The organism is Photobacterium sp. WH77, assembly GCF_022014395.1.
Taxonomy (GTDB): Bacteria; Pseudomonadota; Gammaproteobacteria; order Enterobacterales; family Vibrionaceae; genus Photobacterium; species Photobacterium arenosum.
In genome coordinates this window covers 90,874-113,864 of record NZ_JAKLTE010000001.1, presented here as the reverse complement: position 1 = coordinate 113,864, position 22,991 = coordinate 90,874, and the positions used below count along the sequence as shown (strand labels likewise).

General features: G+C 53.6%; 18 protein-coding genes and 1 pseudogene. 7 read left to right on the top strand and 12 right to left on the bottom strand.

Going from position 1 to position 22,991, the window contains the following annotated elements; all coding sequences use genetic code 11:
* Nucleotides 1-47 precede the first annotated feature (47 nt).
* From yqiA to nudF, 4 genes and pseudogenes are all read right to left on the bottom strand, one after another.
* A complete protein-coding gene (gene yqiA / locus L6J37_RS00515) occupies nt 48-626 on the bottom strand; it encodes an esterase YqiA (protein ID WP_192015468.1) in 579 nt (192 codons plus the stop codon).
* Nucleotides 626-1,467 (bottom strand): annotated as a pseudogene (gene cpdA / locus L6J37_RS00510) (3',5'-cyclic-AMP phosphodiesterase). The gene yqiA and the pseudogene cpdA overlap by 1 nt, the downstream one beginning before the upstream one ends.
* 28 nt (nt 1,468-1,495) lie before the next feature.
* A complete protein-coding gene (locus tag L6J37_RS00505; protein ID WP_192015466.1) occupies nt 1,496-1,924 on the bottom strand; it encodes a DUF1249 family protein in 429 nt (142 codons plus the stop codon).
* A gap of 2 nt (nt 1,925-1,926) precedes the next feature.
* Complete coding sequence (nudF, locus tag L6J37_RS00500) at nt 1,927-2,565, bottom strand: ADP-ribose diphosphatase (protein ID WP_237793775.1); 639 nt, start codon at nt 2,563-2,565, stop codon at nt 1,927-1,929.
* A gap of 418 nt (nt 2,566-2,983) precedes the next feature.
* Between nudF and tolC the strand changes: the two genes are divergently transcribed.
* Complete coding sequence (tolC, locus tag L6J37_RS00495; RefSeq protein ID WP_192015464.1) at nt 2,984-4,276, top strand: outer membrane channel protein TolC; 1,293 nt, start codon at nt 2,984-2,986, stop codon at nt 4,274-4,276.
* A gap of 199 nt (nt 4,277-4,475) precedes the next feature.
* On the opposite strand, the gene hldE is transcribed toward tolC, so the two are convergent.
* The 3 genes from hldE to L6J37_RS00480 form a co-directional block, all read right to left on the bottom strand.
* The gene (gene hldE / locus L6J37_RS00490) at nt 4,476-5,906 is read right to left on the bottom strand and encodes a bifunctional D-glycero-beta-D-manno-heptose-7-phosphate kinase/D-glycero-beta-D-manno-heptose 1-phosphate adenylyltransferase HldE (RefSeq protein ID WP_237793774.1); all 1,431 of its coding nucleotides are present in this window, start codon (nt 5,904-5,906) and stop codon (nt 4,476-4,478) included.
* An 85-nt stretch (nt 5,907-5,991) separates the two neighbouring features.
* On the bottom strand, nt 5,992-8,862 hold the full coding sequence (glnE, locus tag L6J37_RS00485; RefSeq protein WP_237793773.1) for a bifunctional [glutamate--ammonia ligase]-adenylyl-L-tyrosine phosphorylase/[glutamate--ammonia-ligase] adenylyltransferase: 2,871 nt from the start codon (nt 8,860-8,862) through the stop codon (nt 5,992-5,994).
* 171 nt (nt 8,863-9,033) lie between these two features.
* Nucleotides 9,034-10,632, bottom strand: coding sequence for a methyl-accepting chemotaxis protein (locus L6J37_RS00480; protein WP_237793772.1), 1,599 nt, complete (start codon nt 10,630-10,632; stop codon nt 9,034-9,036).
* Between the two features lie 239 nt (nt 10,633-10,871).
* On the opposite strand from L6J37_RS00480, the gene L6J37_RS00475 reads away from it, so the two are divergent.
* Complete coding sequence (locus tag L6J37_RS00475; protein ID WP_237794020.1) at nt 10,872-11,660, top strand: potassium channel family protein; 789 nt, start codon at nt 10,872-10,874, stop codon at nt 11,658-11,660.
* 94 nt (nt 11,661-11,754) lie between these two features.
* Here L6J37_RS00475 and L6J37_RS00470 read toward each other — a convergent pair whose 3' ends face one another.
* Nucleotides 11,755-13,272, bottom strand: a complete 1,518-nt coding sequence (locus tag L6J37_RS00470; RefSeq protein ID WP_192015460.1) for a CYTH and CHAD domain-containing protein — start codon at nt 13,270-13,272, stop codon at nt 11,755-11,757.
* Nucleotides 13,273-13,723: 451 nt separating this feature from the next.
* Here L6J37_RS00470 and L6J37_RS00465 point away from each other — a divergent pair, with 451 nt between their 5' ends.
* From L6J37_RS00465 to L6J37_RS00455, 3 genes are all read left to right on the top strand, one after another.
* A complete protein-coding gene (locus tag L6J37_RS00465; protein ID WP_192015459.1) occupies nt 13,724-14,404 on the top strand; it encodes a TIGR00153 family protein in 681 nt (226 codons plus the stop codon).
* A 30-nt stretch (nt 14,405-14,434) separates the two neighbouring features.
* Complete coding sequence (locus L6J37_RS00460) at nt 14,435-15,703, top strand: inorganic phosphate transporter (protein WP_192015458.1); 1,269 nt, start codon at nt 14,435-14,437, stop codon at nt 15,701-15,703.
* Nucleotides 15,704-15,895: 192 nt separating this feature from the next.
* Nucleotides 15,896-16,471, top strand: coding sequence for a TIGR04211 family SH3 domain-containing protein (locus L6J37_RS00455; RefSeq protein WP_237028859.1), 576 nt, complete (start codon nt 15,896-15,898; stop codon nt 16,469-16,471).
* A 105-nt stretch (nt 16,472-16,576) separates the two neighbouring features.
* On the opposite strand, the gene L6J37_RS00450 is transcribed toward L6J37_RS00455, so the two are convergent.
* The gene (locus tag L6J37_RS00450) at nt 16,577-18,865 is read right to left on the bottom strand and encodes an AAA family ATPase (RefSeq protein WP_237793771.1); all 2,289 of its coding nucleotides are present in this window, start codon (nt 18,863-18,865) and stop codon (nt 16,577-16,579) included.
* Between the two features lie 103 nt (nt 18,866-18,968).
* Here L6J37_RS00450 and L6J37_RS00445 point away from each other — a divergent pair, with 103 nt between their 5' ends.
* Complete coding sequence (locus tag L6J37_RS00445; RefSeq protein WP_237793770.1) at nt 18,969-20,195, top strand: multifunctional CCA addition/repair protein; 1,227 nt, start codon at nt 18,969-18,971, stop codon at nt 20,193-20,195.
* Between the two features lie 119 nt (nt 20,196-20,314).
* Here the strand turns inward: L6J37_RS00445 and L6J37_RS00440 are convergent, their stop codons facing one another.
* From L6J37_RS00440 to folB, 3 genes are all read right to left on the bottom strand, one after another.
* Nucleotides 20,315-21,121, bottom strand: a complete 807-nt coding sequence (locus L6J37_RS00440; RefSeq protein WP_192015454.1) for an undecaprenyl-diphosphate phosphatase — start codon at nt 21,119-21,121, stop codon at nt 20,315-20,317.
* Between the two features lie 92 nt (nt 21,122-21,213).
* Nucleotides 21,214-21,705 carry a 2-amino-4-hydroxy-6-hydroxymethyldihydropteridine diphosphokinase gene (folK, locus tag L6J37_RS00435; RefSeq protein ID WP_237793769.1) on the bottom strand — a complete coding sequence of 164 codons (492 nt, stop codon included), beginning with the start codon at nt 21,703-21,705 and terminating at the stop codon, nt 21,214-21,216.
* Nucleotides 21,698-22,054 carry a dihydroneopterin aldolase gene (gene folB, locus L6J37_RS00430; RefSeq protein ID WP_046222375.1) on the bottom strand — a complete coding sequence of 119 codons (357 nt, stop codon included), beginning with the start codon at nt 22,052-22,054 and terminating at the stop codon, nt 21,698-21,700. Before folB ends, folK begins: the two co-directional genes overlap by 8 nt.
* A 294-nt stretch (nt 22,055-22,348) precedes the next feature.
* On the opposite strand from folB, the gene plsY reads away from it, so the two are divergent.
* Complete coding sequence (gene plsY / locus L6J37_RS00425) at nt 22,349-22,957, top strand: glycerol-3-phosphate 1-O-acyltransferase PlsY (protein ID WP_192015452.1); 609 nt, start codon at nt 22,349-22,351, stop codon at nt 22,955-22,957.
* Nucleotides 22,958-22,991: the final 34 nt, after the last annotated feature.

Genomic DNA, 22,991 nt, shown 5'->3' with positions numbered 1-22,991 from the left:
TACGAGTCAATAAACAATGCCATGCCCGAAAGCACGCTGCGAAACAGTTATAAACCTAAAAAGCGGACAATATCGGCGGGATAACGATTAAATCCAATGAAACTGTGATCGCCGTTCGGTTCTACCGTCTGACGACAGGCTGCATACTTTTCCACCGCCTGACGGTAGTCCAGCACTTCATCACCTTCCTGCTGCAACAACCACAGTAAATCCGGCTGATTCAGCTCTGGAATCTCCAGCACCTTCAGCTCATCCATATGAGGCGGCGACAAAGCGTACTTCTCTTGCGTATACGGGTTTACCTGCTCTCCCAGATAATCTGTCAGCAGCTCAAAAGGCTTCACGGCCGGATTGACCAGCACAGCAGGCAAATGATGCCGCTGGCTCAGCCAGGTGGCCAGATAGCCGCCCAGCGAGCTGCCGACCAGGCCAATGCGATACGCCGACTTTAAGTCAGTCACTAATGTATCAATAGCGTGCGCCGCCTGGCTCGGGTAAGAGGGTAATTGTGGGATCTCGAGCCGGATATCAGGCCGGTTCGCCTGGCAGTATTGTGCCATGAGTCGGGCTTTCATCGATTGCGGCGAGCTATTAAAACCGTGCAGATAAAGCAGTAAAGATTCCATCAGTAACCTGCGGCGTCAAACTGGGGCGAGAAGGTGCGCTGGCGCACCCGTTCGACTTTGGTATCAATGTCGCCGTTCGCTTGCAGACTCAGCCAGCGCCATCCGGGGTTGGACTGATCCAGAGCAAAATCATTGGAGTCAGGTTTAAACTGAATACAGGTCGACGGCGTGGCCAGCACCCGAACTCCCTGATGCAGTACATCCAGTTCCTGATGGATATGTCCGCATAATACGGCTTTCACCTGAGGATACTCAGAGACCACTTGCCAAAAGGCCTGATGATTTTTCAGCTGATGCTGATCCAGCCAGCGGCTGCCGGCAGCCAGCGGCTGCCGGCAGCCAGTGGATGATGGTGCAGCAGCACCAGTGCATGGCGGTCCGGGTGGGCAGCCAGAGCCTGATCAAGCATCTGAAGCTGCGCCTGGCTTAATTCACCGTGTGGTACGCCCACCACCTGGCTGTCGAGCAGAATCACCTGCCAGCGCTCACCGGCCAGTACCTGATCACAGGCCTTGATCTGCGGTGAGGGCAGCACGCTTTTCATGCTGGGTTGATAGTCGTGGTTACCGGGCAGCCAGAAACAGGGTTGCACCCAGCGTCCGATCCCATCGGCAAAGCGCTGATAAGAGGCTGGTGTGTGATCCTGCGAGATATCACCCGTTGCAATAATGGCATGAAACGGGCGTAGCTGAGCCGCCACTTCGTCGAGTACGGCATGAAAGCTGTCTTTTGTTGCCACGCCCAGCAGGCTGCCCTTGGCATCCGCAAACAAATGGGTGTCGGTCAGTTGCAGCAAAAGTACACTATCTGAATTATCCTGCGGCAGAGAATAGGTCTGCAAAACGTCAAAACCTTGTTGAATGAAATCGTTAATAAACCGATTGCTTACTGAGACCGTTCTTCAGGCAGTAAGCCAGCCAATCTCCCAAAAAGCGATTAACCTGATGTTTTTCATCTTTTTGGTGCATCCGCATATTGGGGTAATCATACCTTGGCTTCAAACGTGAAATCTGCTGAATAGAACACACTTCTGCCACCCTGGCGTCATGATAAAGCCGCACTTTAAAGGTGGGTACCAGGTATTCAGGCAAGCCTGTATCGGTTTCCATTTGCAGCTGAATCAGCGTGGTGTAGCGGGTTGATTCCAATATCCTGAGCTTATAATCATGGCCGCCGACCTGATAGGCACACTCCTCCCCTACCGCTTCACTTTTTGGCAGTAATGGAAGCAACTTCGCATAGTTGGTTTCATATAAACGCATGATACCCGCGAGATCGACCGTGTACCTTCTGTTCACAACTAGTCCTTAACCCAATCGGCCTGCAGTTGGTGATAGTGTAATTGCAACCATTGTAGCGCAATGATGCTGGCCGCATTTTCTATTTTACCAGACACCACCCAATCATACGCTTCTTCACGGCTGACCACATGCACCTTGATATCCTCACCTTCGTCTTCAAGCCCGTGAATACCGGATGCCAGGCGGCTATCGACACAACCGGCATAGACACTCAGGGTTTCCGAGCACCCGCCTGAGCTGGACAGATAGCGGGTAATATGGGCAAGTTGATCTACCTGGATGCCCGCTTCTTCCACCGCTTCCCGGCTGACCACCTCTTCCGCGTTTTCGCCAGGCTCAATGATTCCAGCCACAATTTCCAGCTGCCAGGGCTGGCAATCGCCAGCCAGGGCGCCAATTCGGAACTGCTCCACCAGTACCACCTGATCACGCACAGGATCGTACGGCAGCAAGGCCGCCGCATGGCCACGTTCCAGCAGTTCACGGGTCAGAGTCTGGCTCCAGCCGCCGGCAAACAAGCGATGGCGAAAACGGAATGCTTTCAGGCTGAAGAAACCCTGATAAAGCGTTTCTTCATGCTCCACTTCGACATCCATCGCGCCGAGCGCTCCCGGGTTATTTCTGGACGAGTCAGACATCGGTAATCTCCATGTCATGGGCCTTTCACAATTATCGCTCAGGCTCACTTGGGGCCACAGTAAACCAAAACGGCATTTTTTCATTCATCGCTATTATGACGCAATGGCTGAGCTCAACTTTTTTAATAAATGTTGCAGTTATATTTAACTCACTCAAAAATGAACACCCGTGATCTGGCGACTAATGTTAAACTGGTACAATATTACTTTCTTACAAGTAAATTTTTGCTGGTCAATGATGGGAATCAACCACTACCGTTGCGACACCTGTACAAAAAGATTGCAATTTCCTTCAATAAACAGCATGTTCTTTTGTTAAATTTGCACAAAAAAATCACAATTGATCAGTTTCAAGCAAGCTATCATCAGGTAAACTGAACATTGCACATTATTTTGTCAGGACCAGGAAAAAGCATTCATGAAAAAATTGCTTCCGCTTTATCTAGGCTTAGCACTGGGTAGCCTCAGCCCATTTGCCATGGCTGACGATCTTGCCGATATCTATGAACAAGCCAAACAGAACGACCCTCAGCTGCTACGGGCCGCGGCTGATAAAGATACCGCTTTCGAAGCGATTAATTCATCCCGCAGTACGCTATTGCCTCAAATCAATCTGACTGCCGGATTGCAGGCCTCCCGCCTGGACATCGATGATGAAGGATTTAACGGCGGTCTGAGTCTGAGTCAGTCGCTGTATAATCGCGCCAGCTGGGTCAACCTTGATATCAGCGAAAAACAAGCCCGTCAAAGCGATGCCAGCTATGCCGTGGCTCAGCAAAACCTGATTTTGCGTGTATCCACCGCCTACTTCTCAGTATTACGTGCAATGGACGATTTAGAGTTCGTACGTGCCGAAAAAGCGGCCGTTGGCCGTCAGCTGGAGCAGACCAAACAGCGCTTTGAAGTCGGCTTGTCTGCCATCACTGACGTACACGATGCACAGGCTCAGTATGACAGCGTTCTGGCTGATGAAATCCTGAAAGAAAACGCCCTGACCAACAGCTATGAAGAACTGCGTGAAATCACGGGTCAGGCGCATAAAGATCTTTCTGTCCTGGATACCCAGCGCTTCTCCGCCAGCAGCCCGAACAATACTGTTCGCACCCTGCTTGAAAACGCAGAAAGCGAAAACCTGACACTGCTAAGTGCCCGTATTGCTCAGGACGTCTCGCGCGACCGTATTGCACTGGCTGAGTCAGGGCATTTGCCAACACTGAGCTTTGATGCCGGCTACAGCTACAACGACATGCAGCAAGGCCTGAGCAGCGATGAAGGAACCATTTCTGCAGGCATTAACCTGAATCTGCCGGTTTACACGGGTGGTCGGGTAACCTCTGAAGTGAAACAAGCCCAATACGCTTACGTCTCCTCCAGTGAGACTCTGGAAGAAACCTACCGCGGCGTAGTCAAGAATGTGCGGGCTTTCTATAACAACATCAACGCATCTATCGGCGCTCTGAAGGCTTACCAGCAGTCGGTGATCTCGGCCCGTTCAGCACTGGAAGCCACCGAAGCCGGTTTTGATGTCGGTACCCGTACTATTGTTGACGTACTGGACGCAACCCGCCGTTTGTATGATGCCAACCGTCAGCTGGCTACTGCCCGCTACGATTACATTATTAGCCAGTTGCAGCTCAAGCAGGCTGTCGGTTCGCTCAATGAGCAGGACATTCTGGATGTCAACACAGGTCTTATCCCGGTCAAAAAATAAGATCGCAAAAAAGACGCAATTATGCCCTGAAACAAAAAAAGCGCCTGCAATGGCGCTTTTTTTATAGGTTCGGCTCAAGTTTCAGTGCCATCGCCTCGGTAGCTGTGGCCTCAGTAACTGTGGCCTTGGTAACAATAGCCTCAGTCACAGTGGCCGCAGACACTCAATCGCTGTGCTGCGGCCTGCACCGAACAGCCTGTCAGCCTTTACCGCCGCGAATCGCTTCGATAATTTCTGTGGTTGAACAGCCGTCTTCAAAGTTCAGTACACGTACTGCACCGCCGTTGGCAATCACTTCCTGGCCACCGGCAATTTGCTCAGGTTTATAATCACCGCCTTTCACCAGCAGATCCGGCAGGATCTCGCTGATCAGGCGCTGAGGCGTATCTTCTTTGAACGACACGACCCAGTCTACCGCAGCCAGACCGGCCAGTACGGCCATGCGGCGATCCTCAGGGTTCACCGGACGTCCCGCCCCTTTCAGAGCCCGCACTGAACTGTCGGCATTCACCGCTACAATCAGGCGATCACCCAGCTTGGCGGCTTCATTCAGATAAGCCACGTGCCCGGCATGCAGGATGTCAAAGCAACCATTGGTCATCACCACTTTTTCGCCACGGGCCTTGGCCGCCAGTACCGCTTGTTTAAGCTGGCTTTCGGCCATCACCCCAAAACCACTGTCCTGGCTGCCATGCACCGCATTGGTCAGCTCAATGGTCGACAGGGTTGAAGTACCCAGTTTACCAACCACTACGCCAGCGGCGGCATTGGCCAGCTTGCAGGCATCAGACAGGGATTTACCGGCCGACAGCGAAGCTGCCAGTACCGAAATCACTGTATCGCCGGCACCGGTGACATCGTACACCTCTTTAGCCTGTGTAGGCATGTGCAGCGGCTCCTGGCCTTTCTGCAGCAAGGTCATACCATGCTCGCTACGCGTGATCAGCAAGGCCTCCAGATCAAATTTCTCGATCAACGCCAGCCCTTTTTCCACCAGCTCTTCATCGGTTTTCGCTTTACCGGCAACCGCTTCGAATTCAGTCAGGTTGGGCGTTAACATAGTCGCGCCGCGATAACGCTCGAAATCTGTCCCTTTCGGGTCGATCAGCACTGCTACACCGAAGCGGCGTCCCAGTTCGATCATTGCGCGGACATGTTCCAGCGCCCCTTTGGCATAATCGGACAGTATCATTGCTTTCACGTTCGGCAACGCCTGTTCAAGCCGTGGCAGAATCAGGTCGACATCCACATCGTGGAAACCTTCTTCAAAATCCAGGCGGATCAGTTGCTGCCCGCGGCTCATCACGCGCAGCTTAGTGATGGTGGGATAATCCGGCAGGGAGACAAAATCACAGCGCACTTTGAGCGATGCCAACTTTTCATTGAGCGCCCGCGCAGCATCATCAATGCCTGTCAGGCCAACCAGGCGAGCGTGCCCGCCCAGGGCGGCAATGTTCATGGCTACGTTGGCAGCACCGCCGGGACGCTCTTCAATCTGATCCACTTTCACAACGGGTACCGGCGCTTCCGGGGAAATCCGTCCAGTCGGGCCAGTCCAGTAGCGGTCCAGCATTACATCACCCACAACCAGCACACTGGCTTGGTCATAATCAGGCAGTGTCAGTTTCATTCTTCTCTCCGGAACGGTAAAAACAGCGGAATATTATCATAAAAGCCTGTACTGCATACAGGCAGGGCATGTCACTGGCATCGGGTTAACACTCAGGGGCTGCGTTGGGTTCTGGCCGAAAAATGGTTTGCCACAGTTGTGTCACCAGGTGTCGCTCTGCCGTAAACTGGCTGTCATCGACATAGGCATCGTGACCGAGCAAATTCAGGCGGTGAATTTCATCACGCAGCGTGCAATATGCCTGAATCAGCGCCATCACCTGCTCCTCTTCCAGTACCCCTTTGGCTGCCATGGTTTCAAACAAGCGAATATTATCGGACCAGCGGGTTAATGCCGGCTGACCGGCGCAATGGCGCAACACCAGATACTGAGTAATAAATTCAATGTCCGTAATGCCGCCGGGATCCTGTTTCAGGCCAAACTGCCCCGGTTTTTTCGTGCCGAGGTGCTGGCGCATTTTCTCGCGCATCTCCATCACCTCCTGACGCAGCGCACCGGCGTCACGCGGGCGTGATAATATGTCGGCTCTGACCTGATCAAAACCGGCCCTGAGTACCGGATCGCCATACACTATACGCGCACGCACCAGCGCCTGATGCTCCCAGGTCCAGGCTTCCTGTGCCTGATAGGCCGCAAAGGCGTCCAGCGGGCTGACCAGCAACCCGGATGCGCCAGACGGACGCAAACGGACATCAACCTCATACAAGACGCCGGATGAGGTACGGGTAGAGAACAAGTGGACGATTCTCTGCGTCAGCCGCAGGTAGAACTGACGACCGTCAATGGCTTTATCGCCATTGGTGTACACTTCTGTCGGGCAGTCATGCAGGAAGACCAGATCCAGATCGGAACCGTAGCCCAGCTCCAGCCCCCCCAGCTTGCCGTAGCCGATCACACCAAAACCGGTACTGTTACGCTCAGCCAGATGTGACGGCTCACCATACTTAGCCACCATCTGTAACCAGGCCTGCTTGACTACAGCAGCGATAATCGCTTCCGCCAGATAGGTCAGGTGATCACTGACTTTCATCAGAGGCAGCACATCAGCAATGTCCGCCGCCGCAATACGCAGTAACTGCGCCTGCTTAAACTGGCGGATGGCTTCCATCTGCTGCTCCATGTCTTCTTCCGGGATTCGTGCCAGGTACTCTTGCAACTCAGACTGGTACTGATCCAGAGGCACAGGATTGTACAAGTGCTGAGGATCGAGTAATTCATCGAGCAGAATGGGATACTGAGCCAGCTGCTCTGCCACCATAGAGCTGGCCGCACAGAGCCTAACCAGGTGATCCAGCGCGCCGGGATGTTCGCTCAGCAATTCCAGATAGGTGGTCCGGGTGGCAATGCGGACAATCAGGCGGGAGACACGATCCAGCACCACAGGTGCATCTGCACGGGTGACAATACGCACCAGCACTTCGGGCATCAGACGGGCCAGTACTTCACGGCCTCTCGGCCCTATAGTGCGCTTGGCCAGCTCCGCTTTCATATGGCTCAGCACTTCAGCCTGCCGGGCGGTATCCGGGGCGTCCACATCATTCAGAATCGCTGTTACCAGTTCTTCATCCTCAATCATGGTCCACATTTCATGATAAGGCTGCGCCGCGGCGTCATGACTGTCTTCCTCATCGGCCCCGATAATCTCGTCGAACACTTGATGGATCTCAGCCATGTGCTGCTGAATCTGCTGTTGCAGTCCGTGCCAGTCGGCGCATCCCATCGCGGTGGCGAGCCGTATTCTGTCCAGCTCGGTATCCGGCAGCGTCTGCGTCTGTTTGTCATTGATGGCCTGTAACAGGTTTTCCAGACGGCGCAAAAAAGCATACCCCTGCTCCAGATGCTGTACCTGCTCTGCCGGCAATAACCCCAGAGCATTGACGGCATCCAGCGTTTCCCGCAGGCCACGGTGCCGCAGGCTGGGCTCTCGCCCGCCACGGATTAACTGGAAGGATTGTGCGATAAATTCGACTTCGCGGATCCCGCCCGCGCCGAGTTTGATGTTATTGCTCAGACCGCGACGGCGAACCTCTGAGCTGATCATGGATTTCATCCGGCGCAGTGACTGTATCGCACTGAAATCAATATAGCGGCGAAAGACAAAAGGACGCAGCATCTGCCGCAGAGCCTGATAATGGCCAGCGCTTTCGTTACCCATGACTTTGGCTTTGATCATGGCGTATCGTTCCCACTCCCTGCCCTGTTCCTGATAGTAATCTTCCAGTGCGGCGTAGCTCATGACCAGAGGGCCACTGTCGCCAAACGGACGCAGACGCATGTCGACCCGATAGCAAAAGCCGTCAACTGTCTGTTGATCCAGCGCCTTGATCAGTCTTTGTCCCAGACGGGTAAAAAACTGGGCGTTGGCAATGCTGCGCCGTCCGCCCTGAGTTTCGCCGTTTTCCGGATAAGTAAAAATCAAATCGATATCTGAAGAGAAATTCAGCTCACCGCCACCCAGTTTACCCATGCCCAGGATCAGCATAGGCTGGGGCTCACCGTCAGCATTGACTGGGGTGCCATATTCTTGGCAACACTGCGCGTAAAGCCAGTTATAAGCTTCCATGATCAGCGCTTCGGCAAGGCAGGACAGGTGCGACAAGCTTTGGCTCAGGGTGGCGCGGCCGGTAAAATCGCGCCAGGCAATCCACACCATTTCACGGCGACGAAAGGCGCGCAGCTCCCTTAACAACACGGTTTCGTCAACCACTGCTGACAGGGCTTCCCTGAGCTCAGAACGGTATTGCTCGGCGCGCTCCCCGACAGTCAGGGCTTGGGGCAGCCAGGACAGTAAATCACCATCCTGCACCAGAGAGGTCTGTATGAAATCACTGAGACCGAGCACGGCACTCAGTTCGTCGTTCAAATCCGATGGCCACTGGGCCAATGCATTCGGGTGAGCCTGCTGCAACTTTTCCAGAGCCTGTTCAGCAGCGTGTTGCAAGAGTGCGTGTGTCATATCAATTCCTTGGCAATCAGTCGGGGCTGTCCGCCCAGCATCGCAGTCAACCACCCGAGCCTGGTCAGGTTTCTCAGGTATAAGCAATAAGATAACGGATTACGACAACAACGCCCACCTGTCGGTGGGCGTGTGAGTCTAAAAATGGCGCGAAGAACAGTCTGGGATCTGTCAGATGCGGAAGGCCTGAATTTTCTGTTCCAAATCGGCTGACTGGCCTTTCATCGTATCCGCCGTTTCTGTCAGTTCAGTGACTACCACCACAGAAGCTTCCACTAATTCCCTTACATTATTCAGATTTTGGTTCATCTCTTCCGCCACCGCGCTTTGCTGTTCAGAGGCAGTCGCAATCTGGAAGTTCATGTCATTGATGCGCTGAACCTGCTGGACAATCTTATCCAGCTCCCCGCCTGCGCTGGTCACCAGATCCACCCCTTCAGCGGCCTCAACCACACTTTGCTCCATCAGACCAACAGCCTGCTTGGCACTGTCTTGCAGCTGACCAATCATGTCCTGAATTTCGACAGTGGCCACCTGGGTACGTTGCGCCAGGTTACGCACTTCATCAGCCACCACGGCAAATCCTCGTCCGGCATCACCGGCCCGTGCGGCTTCAATGGCGGCATTGAGTGCCAGCAGGTTAGTTTGCTCGGAAATACCCTGAATGGTGACAATCACGCTGCCAATTTTTTCAACCCGGCTTTCAACCTGAGTCACGGCCTCAGCAGAGGCACGGATATCGGTGGACAGCTGATCTATGGTGGCGATCGTTTTCACCACAAATTCCTGCCCCTGATGGGCCTGTTTCGCCGTCCCCTCGGTGGCACCGGAGGCTTCACGTGCATGCTCGGCCACGGTTTGCACCGTAGAGGTCATTTCGCTCATGGCAGAAGCCAGCTGGTCAATCTCATGAAACTCTTCCTGCGCCGACTCTTTGGTTTCCTGCATGCTCATTGACATCACATCCGCCAGCTCATGCAGTTCACCCGAAACGCTGCGTTGATTCTGAATCACCTCTTTGAGCTGAATGCGGGTACGTTCCAGCTCGCGCGCCAAATCCCCGTATTCATCCTGACAATTCATCACTATCGGCTGAGAAAGATCACGGTTGGCCAGACGCTTAATGGCATCGGCCAGATAGCCGGTCTGACGCAGCATCAGGCTGGCAGCCCCTAACAGCAACACCATAAAAGCCAGGATCATCAAGGCCGTCTGCCAGGCTATCTGCACCATATAGGCACTGTAGTAACTGTCCGCATAATCGGCAGACTGTGAAGCGATCACTAACCAGTGAGCGCTGCCGGCCAGAGGCACGGCAAATTCAAATCGCTTGCCGCCGTCCAGGGTAAGTGCGCGCTCACTGCTTAACTGAGACAGCACAGCACCGAGCGGTTGGCCATCTTCGGCAGAGCGGCTCAGCGCCTTGATCTGCTCAGCACCCGGATGACCCAGCACCCGGCCGTTTTCTGTGTTAACCAGATAGTAATACGCACCGTCCACACTTTTTTGCGCCTGTACCGCAGCCAGAGCCATCGCCTGTCCCTGCTCCCCCTGAGACAAGAGGCTGCTAAACATAGCCGCTTGTTTTTGTGCCTGCTCTCTGACTTGCTCTTTCTGAATATCAATGACTGACTGATAGAAAATACTGGCGTCCCACAATTGTTTCCCTACCAGTAATAAGGTACTGAATACCATCAGTACGATGAGTTTGGGCACTAACCTGATATTACTCAGCCCTTTTTCCCAGGGTTTGAAAGCCATGTCAGCCATAATTATTATCTCTCCTTTGTCCTAGGATCTGTTGATCCTAAAGCGGTTCAGTCCTCGAACGCTTCGAATCATCGGCCTGGCTGCAAGGAGCCAGTATTGAATAAGGTTGTCTGCAAACTGACAAAAACGCCGTCTGCGCTCAGAACAGGCTTGCAATTGACTCAACAACACCAGTAAATTCAACTTGCCAGCGGTACCGAGTATCATATATGTCTGTATTAAATATCTGAAATTGAATGATGAAAAAGATCGATGGTGTCAAACATGAACTGAATCCCATGAGTCTGGTAGCACTCGTATTGTCATTCGTGTCACTGGCTCTGGTCACCAGCCTGTTCTTTATTCCGCGTGAAGACAGGGTCTATTCACTGTTTATCACCATAGATACGCTAATCTGTCTGGTTTTCTGGCTCCAGCTCACCGGTGATCTGCTGCGAAGCCAGAACAAAAAAGCCTTCCTGAAAACACACTGGCCCGATTACCTTGCCAGCATACCTATCATCGAGCCGTTACGCTTTATGCGCCTGGTGCAGATCTTCCGGGTGTTACGTCTGATTCGCTCCGGCCAGCAGCTTTTGCAGCATATTCTGGATTACCGGCGCGAAGCCACCATAGCCACTATTGTTTTGCTTCTCACTGTACTGGTTACCGTCGGCTCTTCCTTGATCCTTATCATTGAAAGCCACGATCCCAATGCCAATATTCAATCGGCCGATGATGCTATCTGGTGGGTCTTTGTCACTATCTCCACTGTGGGCTACGGGGATCACTATCCGGTGACGACACTGGGTAAAATACTGGCAACCGTGATTATTACCTGCGGTGTTGGCCTGTTCGGTATGGTGGCAGGTTTGATCAGCTCGTTTGTGTCAGACCCCGACAGACACAAGCCCGCCATCCACCACCATGATCAAACGCACTGGGACAAAATTCTTGATAACCAGAATCTGCTGCTCAAGCGTATTGATGATCTTGAGCAGCGCCTGACTGAATCGACTCAGCACAGCGGAAAAGAAAACGAAAAATAACACAGCCACCAAAGGTGGTGGTTGAGGGGAAACAACAAAAAACGCCTTCTGAGTCAGAAGGCGTTAACGGCGGCAATGGCGTATGGGATAAAGATTATGGCCAGTAAGGCGGCTGTGCCAGACCTATCTGGCGGCTTTGATCCATCGCATGCAGCAGGGAGTCTTCCTTGCGGTGCAGCCATTTATCGATCTGCTTGCGATCTTCTTCATCTTCGTAGTCAGGCTGAAGGGAGCGAATCGGCTCAAGCTGACGCAAGTCTTCCATGCCCTGCAGAATATCCAGCCACGGGCTGCGGAACACTTCGCGGCGCTCATCTTCATATAAAGAAGCAAAACACAGGCCGCCCACCAGATTACGCAGCAGTCTTGCCTGCTGGTCGAGATAATCTGCCCGGCTGAGCGCACGCTTCTCACTGAAGGCCTCTGCCAGCTCTTCCCAGGCTTTCGACAAGGCCGAATCGGCAAATGACTTCGCCGATGCCGCCAGCCGCTCTCTGGCTTTTTCGTCCAGGAAAGGTTGCCATCCGCGGCTCAGCAGCCAGCTGCTCAGGTTAAGCAGCAAATTACAGTAACGCGCCGATTTGAACAGACGCAGAATATCATCCGGCTCCGGCAGTTCTTCCTGACGTTCTTTGAGCTGTTTGACCAGAGATTTTCTGGCATTGAGCTTTTTCAGCGCATGGCCTTTTTCGGCCAGCCAGCGTTGTATCGCGTCCGCTTCTTGCAGCCAGATCAGCTCACCTTCAAGCCAGGTCAGTTCCTGACGAAGCTGCGCGCTGGCCCGGCGAGGTATCATGCTGCCATACACCACCAGGGTCTGGCGGATCAGGGAAATCGAATGGCTGATCTCAGTCAGTGCCGGCAATGCCTGACGCTCAACATAGATCTGCTCGTGATAATGCCAGTGCGCCAGCGCATGCTCCATGGCAATCACTAACGCATTTTCTGATGAGACATCCGCAGCAAGAGGCACATAAGATAGAGGCAACACATCATCCCCCTGATGCCCGGCAGCAAGACGATAGCCTCTTGCCGCTTTACTCAGGTTCCCCAGACGCATGCCACCTTCTTCACACAGTTCGCGAGCCAGAGTGAACAAGGCATCGGTCTGGCCGGATTTCAGCTCCAGTTCCACTTCGCATATCGGCTCACTGCTGTCATTGGCACGCACTTCACCCTGATCGAATGCTAGTTCGATCTGGCTGCCATCCGGCATAGCAATCAACCACTGCTGGCGTTCAAAGTCGGTAGAGAATAAAGGCGAGATTTGGCTGGAAATAGCCGCAATATCAAAGTGCTCAGGCCAGGCATCGCTCGGATGTAAGGCTAAATCCGGTTGTGGGCCGTTGAGTTCAGCATTGTATTCGGGGCGCTGATGCAGTCCTGCAACAACACGTCCGGCTGTCTTAAGGGTCTGAATATAAACATCATCAATGCGGCGAACCCGCAAGCCGATGTCGTGCTGACGAAGAATTTGCTCAGGGGTATCAAAGTAAATGTTACCCAGTCGTTTACTGCTTTGCTGCAAGATTTTGGCTTGAGCAATCTTCCGCAATAACTGACCCGAAAAATCCGCTGAGACGAAAAACTTCAGTTCTATCTCGGTTTCCATAATTGTCCCTATAAACGGTAGCCAGCCAAGGATATTGGCTAATCCGGCCTGTAGCAAGCAAGAAATCTCCAGAAATAGGCGTACAAAATGTGTTTCCCTGTACTAAGTTATACGTTAACATGCGCGCCATAGGGCCTGTTGACCTTTGGACTATTTGCTCTAACCAGTGCTGAAAAAGCGCTAATCAAGGCACGAATCATGGAGTTTAGTGCGCTAAATAAATGATGAGTAACGCAGAGAAGCGCTTGTTCTCCTCAACCTGATGGGGCGGTGGGGACAATTCTGGCTCGTGACGTTACCCTCTTTCTCTAGCTCTCTTTCCGCCATACCATTCCTGCCTTTTTAAAGCATAGAACTCGCCTCTTTTCGGGTCGATACTCCAAAGGCAACAGGCTCTGATCCATCGCTCAAGATTTCGCCTTTATTACAGGTATCTTTAGGTTGATCGGCTATGCCAGTGAATACAATTATGGGGCTCTTTGCTAAATCCCCAATCAAACCATTGCAACGCCATGTCACTCGTGTGAATGAATGTTGTGAACTGCTTGTTCCGTTTTTCGAGGCGTGTCACGCCAAAGATTGGGAAAAAGCCGGACAGTATCGTGAACAGATTTCGCAGCTTGAAAAAGATGCGGATGTGCTCAAACGTGAAATCCGTCTCAAGCTTCCTCGTGGTCTTTTCATGCCAGTCGACCGGACTGACATGCTGGATCTCCTCACTCAGCAGGACAAACTCGCAAATCTGGCCAAAGATATTGCAGGTCGTGTCTACGGACGTCAGTTAGACATCCCTGAGCACTTTTATCCAGACTTTCTTGCCTACGTTCAACGCTGCCTTGATGCTGCCAATCAGGCCAGCCGTGTCATCCATGAACTGGATGAACTGCTGGAAACCGGCTTTAAGGGCCGTGAAGTTACCCTGGTAGCAGAAATGATCAATCAGCTTGACGTTATCGAAGATGATACCGACAGCATGCAGGTTATCCTGCGCCAGCAACTACGTAAGGTCGAAGACCAGTACAATCCAGTCGATGTGATGTTTATGTATAAGATCTTCGAATGGATTGGCGGTATCGCCGACCAGGCTCAGCGTGTCGGTTCACGACTCGAAATCATGCTATCCCGCTCATAACGAGCAAGGTAAATACAACAAGGTTTTACAATGGAAATCCTGGCTAATTATGGCACCATGATCATCATGGTGGCGGCCCTCTTTGGCTTTCTAATGGCTATTGGTATTGGTGCCAATGATGTGGCTAACGCAATGGGTACCTCTGTAGGTTCCAAGGCGCTGACAGTCAAACAGGCTATTATTATCGCCATGATCTTTGAATTTGCCGGCGCCTATCTGGCCGGCGGCGAAGTCACAGACACCATACGTAAAGGGGTAATTGACACCTCTTACTACGTAAATCAGCCTGAAGTACTGGTTTACGGCATGATGGCATCGTTGCTGGCGGCAGGTTCATGGCTATTGCTGGCGTCCTACATGGGATGGCCTGTCTCCACTACGCACTCCATCATAGGTGCCATCATAGGTTTTGCCTGCGTATCTGTCGGTACGGAAGCCGTTGATTGGGGCTCGGTACAGGGCATAGTGGGCAGCTGGATTATTACGCCACTGATCTCTGGTATCTTTGCCTATGTCATCTTTATCAGTGCACAAAGGCTGATATTTGATACCGATACCCCGCTCATCAACGCCAAGCGCTTTGTCCCTGTCTATATGTTCCTTACCACTATGGTCATCGCACTGGTGACTATCAAGAAAGGTCTGAAACATGTTGGCCTGCACTTATCGACAGGTGAAGCCTGGCTAGCTTCGATCGCGGTTTCACTGATCGTGATGGGATTTGGCTATCTCTATATCCGTCGCAACTATGCCGATGCCGAACAGACTGTTGGCCATAACGGCTATGCGGGCGTTGAGCGCGTATTCAGCCTGCTGATGGTGGTCACCGCTTGTGCGATGGCATTTGCGCACGGCTCCAACGATGTGGCTAACGCCATTGGCCCATTGTCTGCTGTGGTATCGACGGTTGAACACATGGGTGAGCTGTCCGAGAAAACCGCCATTGCCTGGTGGATTCTGCCGCTGGGTGGTTTGGGTATAGTCGTGGGTCTGGCGACCATGGGTCACAAAGTCATGGCGACTGTGGGTACAGGCATTACCGAGCTGACACCGAGTCGCGGCTTTGCAGCACAGCTGGCTACCGCGTCGACCGTCGTACTGGCGTCGGGCACAGGTTTGCCTATCTCTACCACGCAAACACTGGTAGGTGCGGTACTGGGTGTAGGTTTTGCCCGCGGTATTGCCGCCCTGAACATGGGTGTTGTTCGTAACATCGTGGCGTCTTGGATCGTTACCCTGCCAGCAGGTGCCCTGTTAGCAGTCATTTTCTTCTATGTAATGCAAGCGGCTTTTGGCTGATTTTTGTCAGTCTTCCGTAAACTTTACAAAAAAGTAGCACAAGGTCAAAAGAGGGAGGCTATGCCTCCCTCTCCTCTTGCGCCATCGCCGCAAAATTCTTAGTATCTGTGCTCCATCGATTAATCAAGCTCCTTCAAGGATCCCAGAGTGAAGCAACTTATCCGCTTAGTTTTTGCCGCTATCACCGTTCTGATGACAGCTCAGGTACACGCTCAGCAGGTGCGTTACATCTCCGATGACCTGTTTACTTACATGCATCGCGGGCCAAGTACGCAATTCAAAATTATGGGCAGCGTAGACGCTGGCACAAAAGTAACCCTGTTGGAAGTCAACAAAGAATCGGGTTTCGCTAAGGTGGTTGACGACCGAGGCCGCACAGGCTGGGTCAAAAGTGATTTCATTTCTAACCAGGTTGGCCTGAAAGAGCGCCTGCCAAAGTTAGAAAAAGAACTGACTGAAGTGAAAAAAGCACTGGCCAACGCCAAGCAGTCCAGCGATGAGCGCAATGCGACTCTTCAGTCATCACTGGAGAACCGCACTGAGCAGATCACCGACCTGGAAGAGCGAAACATCAAGCTGAATGATCAGCTGTCGACTTCCCAGTCTGAAATCCGCGAACTGCGCGCTAAACTGGATACCCAGGCAGACGATCTGCTGATGAGATGGTTTACCTACGGCGGCATGGTCGCAGGCGGAGGACTGCTGTTTGGTCTGGTACTGCCGCACCTGATCCCACGCCGCAAGAAGCGTAATAATGGCTGGGCCTGATGGCCAGGCCATGCGCCAATAGCCGTTCCAAAGACAAAAAAGGCAGCTGAGCTGCCTTTTTTGTTTCCGTCTGCCACACTTTCCGGCTGAAGCCGATAGTGAGCCTTACCCTGACGGCCACTGCGACAATGCTGCCATTTCAAACCGGATATGCTCAAAATCCAGAATCACCTTACGCGGCTCAATCTTCTCCAGCGTCACGCCAGGAGCAACCTCATCCCCTTCGTAAGCTTCACGGTTGTTCACCTTAACCCAGCGACTGTCCGCACTGGATGAATAGATATGAGTCTGCAGGTTGATGGCCGGTAAACGCGCCTGAACGCCCTGAGGCAAGTCTGCCAGCGTCATGACATTTTCTGCTACGTAGGGTTTTTGTTTCACAACCGCCGCGGTGACCGTTCTGGGATCCACCAAGGCCGGTGTATCGGCCTGATCGGTGGCAGCAATTGCCTGATGCAGCCGATTGGCCAGCTCAGGCGACAAGCCCGACAAATCCAGTTTATCCAAATCCAGAAAGTTCATCTGGCTGTCACTGGCTGCGGTGTCCATTGCTGCTGTGTCCATGGCAGCAGTATTACCGGCAGCTGTGCCAAAGGGCTGTTCACCAGAAGAGGAGTTTAACGGCCGCCAGACCTCAGAAGCACTGCGTTCTGCATTACTGTATAAGGGCAAACCCGGTGCCGGCAAGGCCTCGGTAGTTATCCTGGGTAACGGCAAAAACGACATAGGGTGTCCGCCAATAACAGTATCACCATCGGTGCGGTACTCTTGATGCAATGTCGGCCCGGGCAACGACAATGCAGTGTCCAGTACCATCAGCGTCATCGGCCCGGCAATGCCGTCGGCATACAAGCCCTGAGCCTGTTGAAAACGACGTAACTTATCCAGCACACTTTGATCAAAGTCTCTGCTGGCCACGCCCGGCTCACCCAGTAAACGGCTAAGCTGCTGATCCAGCCAGGCCACCCGGCCACCTTGCTGACCATAACGGATGCTGGTGCTCTCCCCCATCGGCGGACGCCACATCAGGGTATAATCTTGCTGCCAGTGCGCCTGCAGCCACTCCCGGCTCACTCTGAGCCGCTCTCCGCCCAGCATCAGCTCGGCTTCGCCCGGCCAGAGCGCGTACAGTACCGCATAAAAGCTGTCGCCATCGTCATTGGTCAGAGGCAGGATGGCTGGACGATTGATCAGGCTGAGCTGTGCAAGATCGCCTTTGCTTTGCTGACAGGTCAGACCGATACGCGTACTGCTGAGACAGTTTGCCTGACTGGGCGAGACTTCATAGCCCCACAGCTGGTACAGGGTCTGCATGGCTTGTCTTTCCGTCGGCTGCAGAGCCAGCACAGCTTGCCAGCGTTTTTCCAGTGCCGTCAGCGACTGGGCTTGGTCCGTTTCAGGAGAATGACCCGAAGCAGCAGGCGCTGACACCACAGCCGTTTCCTGCACGACTGCACCCAGCTTATTTTCTGCTACCCAGCCACCGCCCCAGTAGCCCGCCGCAATTAATGCCGGAGCCAGCACAACGGCAATCGCCCAGCCCAACCGTTTACGCGTCTGGCCCGCGGCCGGTACAGGTTGTGCGACCGCCCATCCCAGCGCCAGTTCACTGGCCTGCCTGATGTGCTCAGGGTTGATCTGATATCGGCTGTCCCGGCAGGCAAGCTGCAAGGCTTTATCACACACCAGGTTGATCTGGCGCGGAATGCCGCCGCATACCCGGGCCAGCGTCTTCAGTGCCTGAGGAGAGAAAATCTGGTGAGCGCAACCAACCTGATCAAGACGAAAACGGACGTAAGCTGCCACTTCTACTTCGGTTAAGGGTAACAAGTGATAGCGTGAGGTAATGCGCTGAGCCAGCTGACGCAATCCCGGCTGCTGCAGTAACTGCTGCAGTTCAGGCTGGCCAGCCAGTACCACTTTCAGCAGTTTACGCTGATCATTTTCCAGGTTGGTCAGCAGACGCAGCTGCTCCAGTACATCCGGCAGCAGATGCTGCGCTTCATCGACCAGCAACAGGGTATGGCGGCCGGCCTGGTCATTGGCTTTAAGGTGGCCGTACAGTCTGTCGGTCAAAATCTTATAGCTGTCTTGCGGTGACGCCTGCAGCCCTAGCTCATCGCAGATGCTTTCCAGCAACTCATGGGCCGATAACGCCGGGTTCAGTACCACAGCAACTTGGGTTTCCTCGCCCAGCTTGGATAACAAGGCGCGCAGCACGGTGGTTTTGCCGGTACCGACTTCGCCGGTGAGCAGCCCAAACCCCCCGCCATCAGTCAGTCCGGCAAGCATGTGATTAAGCGCTTCACGGTGGCGATCGCTGAGATAAAGAAATCGTGCGCTGGGCACAATCGAAAACGGGGCTTCGGTCAGGCCAAAAAATGCCTTGTACATGTCTTCGTCCGGGATGAAGTAAAATAACTGAGATACATTAGCGTTCGTGACACCGATTGTATACCCTTCGGGGGCAAGACTGACAAAAGACGAGGAGAGAAAAGTGGATATTTATCTGGTTGGCGGCGCGGTACGGGATCGGCTGCTGGGATTACCCGTCAAAGACAAAGACTGGGTGGTCGTCGGCACCACGCCTCAGCACATGCTGGATCAAGGGTTCAGCCAGGTAGGTAGCGATTTTCCTGTCTTTCTGCACCCCAAAACCAAAGAAGAATATGCCCTGGCCCGTACCGAACGGAAATCGGGCAAAGGCTATACCGGCTTTGAATGCTACGCCGCGCCGGATGTGACACTGGAGCAGGATCTGATGCGGCGGGATCTGACCATCAATGCCATTGCCGAGTCGCAGGATGGCACCTTGTTCGACCCTTATCAGGGCCAGCAGGATATAGAAAAGCGTCAGTTGCGCCATGTATCGCAGGCTTTTGTTGAAGATCCGCTGCGTGTCTTGCGGGTCGCCCGCTTCGCTGCCCGTTTTGCCCCGCAGGGCTTCACCGTTGCACCGGAAACGCTGGCTCTGATGCAGGAGATGGTAGCTGACGGTGAGCTGGAAGCCCTGACGCCCGAGCGTGTGTGGCAGGAATGGGAGCGTGCCCTGCATACCGAGCGCCCGGATATCTTCCTGACCGTGCTGCGCCAGTGCGGCGCACTGGGCATCGTAATGCCAGAGATCGACGCGCTGTTTGGTGTTCCGCAGCCCGAGAAGTGGCACCCGGAAATCGATACCGGTATCCATACCCTGATGGTGTCCTATCAGGCGGCACTGCTGAGTGACGATCCTGTGATCCGCTTTAGTGCCCAGGTGCATGATCTGGGTAAAGCCTTGTCGCCCAAAGCTGAACTGCCCAGCCATAAACTGCACTGCCAGCTGGGGATGGATGTGATCCGCCAGCTGTGCCAGCGCCTGAGAGTGCCGAACCATTATCGCGATACCGCGCTCATGGTCTGCGCTCAGCACACCAAAGTACACCGCGCGCAAGAGATGCGCCCCGCCACTTTTATCAGACTCTTTGATCAGATAGACGCCTGGCGAAAGCCGGAGCGTGTTGAACAGCTAGCCATTTGCTGCCGGGCGGATATTCGCGGCCGGACCGGGTTTGAAGACGACCCCTACCCGCAGGCCGATATTCTGCAGGATGTCTTCGCGGCCGTACAGACCGTCGAAGTAAAACCCATCATTGAGGCGGGCTACCAGGGCGCAGCCATCAAGGAACAACTGGCTATCCGCCGCGCCGAGGCAGCGGGCAGGTGCTGGGGCGTTAAAAAATAGCTTATTACCTCAGCACACAGCCTCTGTGCATAATCTCAACACACAAGCTCAGGGCACAATCTCAGCGCATAAGAAAGCCGGAGCAAAGTCCGGCTTCCTTTCATTTCGCTCTGGCTGAATTACTGCTGGCTCAGCAGTAACGCGATCAGGCCAAAGCCCAGCAGCAGCCGGTAAATCACAAATGGCAGCATACCAACGCGCGTTACCAGCTTCAGGAACACATGAATACAGGCATAAGCACTGATGAAAGACACCGCCAGACCTATCCCTAAGCCGCCAAAATCAATCGGGGCATTGCTCTCAACCAGCTTGGTCCCCAGATACGTGCCGGCCAGCAGAATAATAGGGATCGACATCAGAAACGAAAAACGGGCAGCGGCTTCGCGGGTAAAACCCAGATAGAGCGCTGCTGTCATGGTCGCGCCTGAACGTGAGGTACCGGGAATCATGGCCGCCGCCTGCGCCAGGCCAATAAACAGTGAGCGCTTGGCGTTGGCATCATACTCATCGCGGGTTTGATTCGCACGGCGATCCACCCACCACAACAGCAGACCAAAAACTATGGTGGTGACCGCAATTACCCAGGCAGAGCGCAGATACACTTCAATGATATCGGCCATAAAGAAACCGAACACACAGGCCGGAATGGTCGCCAGCACTATCATCCAGGCCAGACTGGCTTCACGGCAGCGGTGGCCTTTGAAGATAGATGCCAACCAGGCCGCCAGCAAAGACACCACTTCTTTGCGAAAATACATCACAACCGCCGCCAGCGTACCCACATGCACAGCAACATCAAAAGCCAGACCCTGATCTGCCCAGCCAAATACCTGCGATGGCAGGATCAGATGCGCCGAACTGGAAATCGGCAAAAATTCAGTCAGCCCCTGGATCAATGCCAACATGAACGCTTCAAAATGACTCATTGTTTACCTTTAACTCTTCGAAAACATAATACGAGAAAGTGTATCGCCAATGGATTGACCTCTGGTTTCCCTGACAGTTCAGTGCATTGCTGTCAAACTGTGTCAAAATGCAGCGCGACCGGCCTTAATACCTGCTGCTTGTCGAATGCCTGCCAGATTTGCGCCACAGTGCGTCCATCTCCCGGTATCACCAGCAGCGGGCTCAGCTCATACAGCGGCAGTAAAACGAAAGCAAACTTGTAGATATCCGCTCGCGGCAGCGCAGGCGCTTCAGGGCTGATCCGATCGCCGAACAGTAACAGATCCAAATCCAGCGTTCTGTTCTGATTCTTCACCGCATCCGGCTGACGGCCATACTGCACTTCCAGATCTTTCAGCCTGTGTTGCAGGGCATCCAGCGACAAATCTGTATCCAGAGCCACCACACCATTGAAAAAAACGGGACCGTCAAAACCGACAGGTTCCGCTTCAAAAATACGGGAAACGCGACACTGGGATCCTAACTGCTTCAGCTCAGCCACCGCCGCACGCACATAGTGCTCACGATCGATATTACTGCCGATGCTGATGTAAACCTTAGTCACGGCGTCCCCGCTGAATCACCACACCAACACCGCGCGCATTCGGCACTGCGCCCGGCTTGGTCACTGTCACTTTGATCCAGGGTACGTTGAAACGTGTCATGATCAGGCTGGCAACTTCCTCTGCCACCCGCTCGACCAGCAGAAAGCGGCCCTGCTCCACAAATTCGGTGACTGTCTGGCTGACGGCGGCGTAATCGAGCGCCAGCGACACATCATCGGCCAGAGCGGCCGGCTGGTTGTCATGGGCCATTTCCAGGTCCAGCACCAGTTTCTGCTTAATTTCCTGCTCCCAGTCATACACCCCGATAGAGGCGATAACGTCAAGATGTTCGATAAATACTGAATCCATGTTCCATCGCTAATTTTGTGTAGAGGTCGGATACCCAATGTGAGCAAAAGTGCGTATTATCGGGACGAGTTCATCATATTGATGACAGAAAACAGGCTCCCAGCGTTTCAAACACGCCAGCCTCCTGAAAGTGGATGAACTATACCACAGCTGTTATGCATAATGTCATCAGACGTGGGCGCTGAGTAATCACATTTTTACCACTTTCATGACGACCAAAAAGGCCGTGGCGTACAGGCTCATAAACACCCGCTCCCCGGATGACAACAACGTCAGGGGCTTACTGGAGATGCTATGACACCATTGGTGCTGCTGATCATTATCGCTGCTTACCTGCTGGGCTCTGTGTCCAGTGCGGTGCTGATTTGCCGTCTGTTCCGCCTGCCAGATCCAAGAGACAGCGGTTCGGGTAATCCGGGGGCAACCAATGTCCTGCGTATCGGCGGCCGGGGTGCCGCGGCACTGGTGCTGATATGCGATATCCTCAAAGGCATGCTGCCGGTCTGGATCAGCTATTTTCTGGGGATTAATCCCTTTTTGCTGGGGATCATAGGCATTGCCGCCTGTCTGGGGCATATTTACCCGCTGTTTTTCCACTTCCGTGGCGGTAAAGGCGTAGCGACGGCACTTGGCGCGCTGGCCCCGATTGGCTGGGATTTAAGCGGGATGCTGATTGCAAGCTGGTTAGTGGTGGCCGTGTTGTGTGGCTATTCTTCGCTGGCATCCATGATCACCGCTCTAATAGCACCCATGTTTACCTGGTGGGTCAAACCTCAGTACACCATGCCGGTGGCTATGCTGTCGTGCCTGATCATTCTGCGCCATCACGAGAATGTCCGCCGTTTGCTGGACGGCAAAGAATATAAGATATGGCATAAATTTAACCGCCAGTCGAAACCCTGATTCGTCCTGGCGGTTAAGTGTTATCCGGTGCTCG

What these genes read in the sequence shown, in the direction of transcription:
- hldE (WP_237793774.1), bottom strand. Translation starts at nt 5,906, where the DNA reads ATGAAACTGACACTGCCTGATTATGACCAAGCCAGTGTGCTGGTTGTG.
- L6J37_RS00475 (WP_237794020.1), top strand. Translation starts at nt 10,872, where the DNA reads ATGAAAAAGATCGATGGTGTCAAACATGAACTGAATCCCATGAGTCTG.
- L6J37_RS00465 (WP_192015459.1), top strand. Translation starts at nt 13,724, where the DNA reads ATGCCAGTGAATACAATTATGGGGCTCTTTGCTAAATCCCCAATCAAA.
- L6J37_RS00470 (WP_192015460.1), bottom strand. Translation starts at nt 13,272, where the DNA reads ATGGAAACCGAGATAGAACTGAAGTTTTTCGTCTCAGCGGATTTTTCG.
- L6J37_RS00480 (WP_237793772.1), bottom strand. Translation starts at nt 10,632, where the DNA reads ATGGCTGACATGGCTTTCAAACCCTGGGAAAAAGGGCTGAGTAATATC.
- plsY (WP_192015452.1), top strand. Translation starts at nt 22,349, where the DNA reads ATGACACCATTGGTGCTGCTGATCATTATCGCTGCTTACCTGCTGGGC.
- L6J37_RS00455 (WP_237028859.1), top strand. Translation starts at nt 15,896, where the DNA reads ATGACAGCTCAGGTACACGCTCAGCAGGTGCGTTACATCTCCGATGAC.
- L6J37_RS00450 (WP_237793771.1), bottom strand. Translation starts at nt 18,865, where the DNA reads ATGTACAAGGCATTTTTTGGCCTGACCGAAGCCCCGTTTTCGATTGTG.
- tolC (WP_192015464.1), top strand. Translation starts at nt 2,984, where the DNA reads ATGAAAAAATTGCTTCCGCTTTATCTAGGCTTAGCACTGGGTAGCCTC.
- folB (WP_046222375.1), bottom strand. Translation starts at nt 22,054, where the DNA reads ATGGATTCAGTATTTATCGAACATCTTGACGTTATCGCCTCTATCGGG.
- L6J37_RS00440 (WP_192015454.1), bottom strand. Translation starts at nt 21,121, where the DNA reads ATGAGTCATTTTGAAGCGTTCATGTTGGCATTGATCCAGGGGCTGACT.
- glnE (WP_237793773.1), bottom strand. Translation starts at nt 8,862, where the DNA reads ATGACACACGCACTCTTGCAACACGCTGCTGAACAGGCTCTGGAAAAG.
- yqiA (WP_192015468.1), bottom strand. Translation starts at nt 626, where the DNA reads ATGGAATCTTTACTGCTTTATCTGCACGGTTTTAATAGCTCGCCGCAA.
- nudF (WP_237793775.1), bottom strand. Translation starts at nt 2,565, where the DNA reads ATGTCTGACTCGTCCAGAAATAACCCGGGAGCGCTCGGCGCGATGGAT.
- L6J37_RS00460 (WP_192015458.1), top strand. Translation starts at nt 14,435, where the DNA reads ATGGAAATCCTGGCTAATTATGGCACCATGATCATCATGGTGGCGGCC.